The 535-nt window shown below is 61.1% G+C and carries 1 protein-coding gene; it reads left to right on the plus strand.

The window, feature by feature from the left end; genetic code table 11:
- A partial coding sequence (locus ABD971_RS12805; protein ID WP_345322605.1) for a putative Ig domain-containing protein occupies positions 1-535 on the plus strand: 535 nt, incomplete at both ends.

Consider the following 535-nt stretch of genomic DNA (forward strand, 5'->3'; position numbering starts at 1 on the left):
CCCTGACGTTCAGCTTGGCTAACGGAGCCGGCAGTGTTCCTGCTGGAGCGGTCATCAACCCCGCCACGGGTGCGTTCAGTTGGACACCGAGCGAAGCTCAAGACGGAGTCCACACGTTCGATGTGGTGGTCAGCGATGGCAACGGCGGCAGCGATAGTGAAACGATCACGATCACCGTGGGTGAAGTGAACGCAGCTCCAACGCTGGCCCCGATCGGCGATAAGGTGATTGCCGAAGGAACGTCGCAGACCTTCACCGCCGCTGGCAGTGACAGTGATCTGGTATCCGGTTCGCCGCAGACGCTGACTTACGGGCTGAGCAGTGAACCCGCCTTCGTCACAATCGACAGCGGAACCGGGGTCGTCACGCTGAGTCCGGTCGAAGCCGACGGTCCAGGCGTTTATACCTTCAACGTGACTGTCAATGACGGTACGGCGACGACCAGCCAGACGATTACCGTGACGGTAGTTGAAGCCAACGTGGCACCGGTACTGGATGTCTCGGCTGCCCCGACGGCTGCCGTGGACGAAGGAAC

Origin of the sequence: Novipirellula rosea, assembly GCF_039541335.1 — a bacterium.
Taxonomy (GTDB): domain Bacteria; phylum Planctomycetota; class Planctomycetia; order Pirellulales; family Pirellulaceae; genus Novipirellula; species Novipirellula rosea.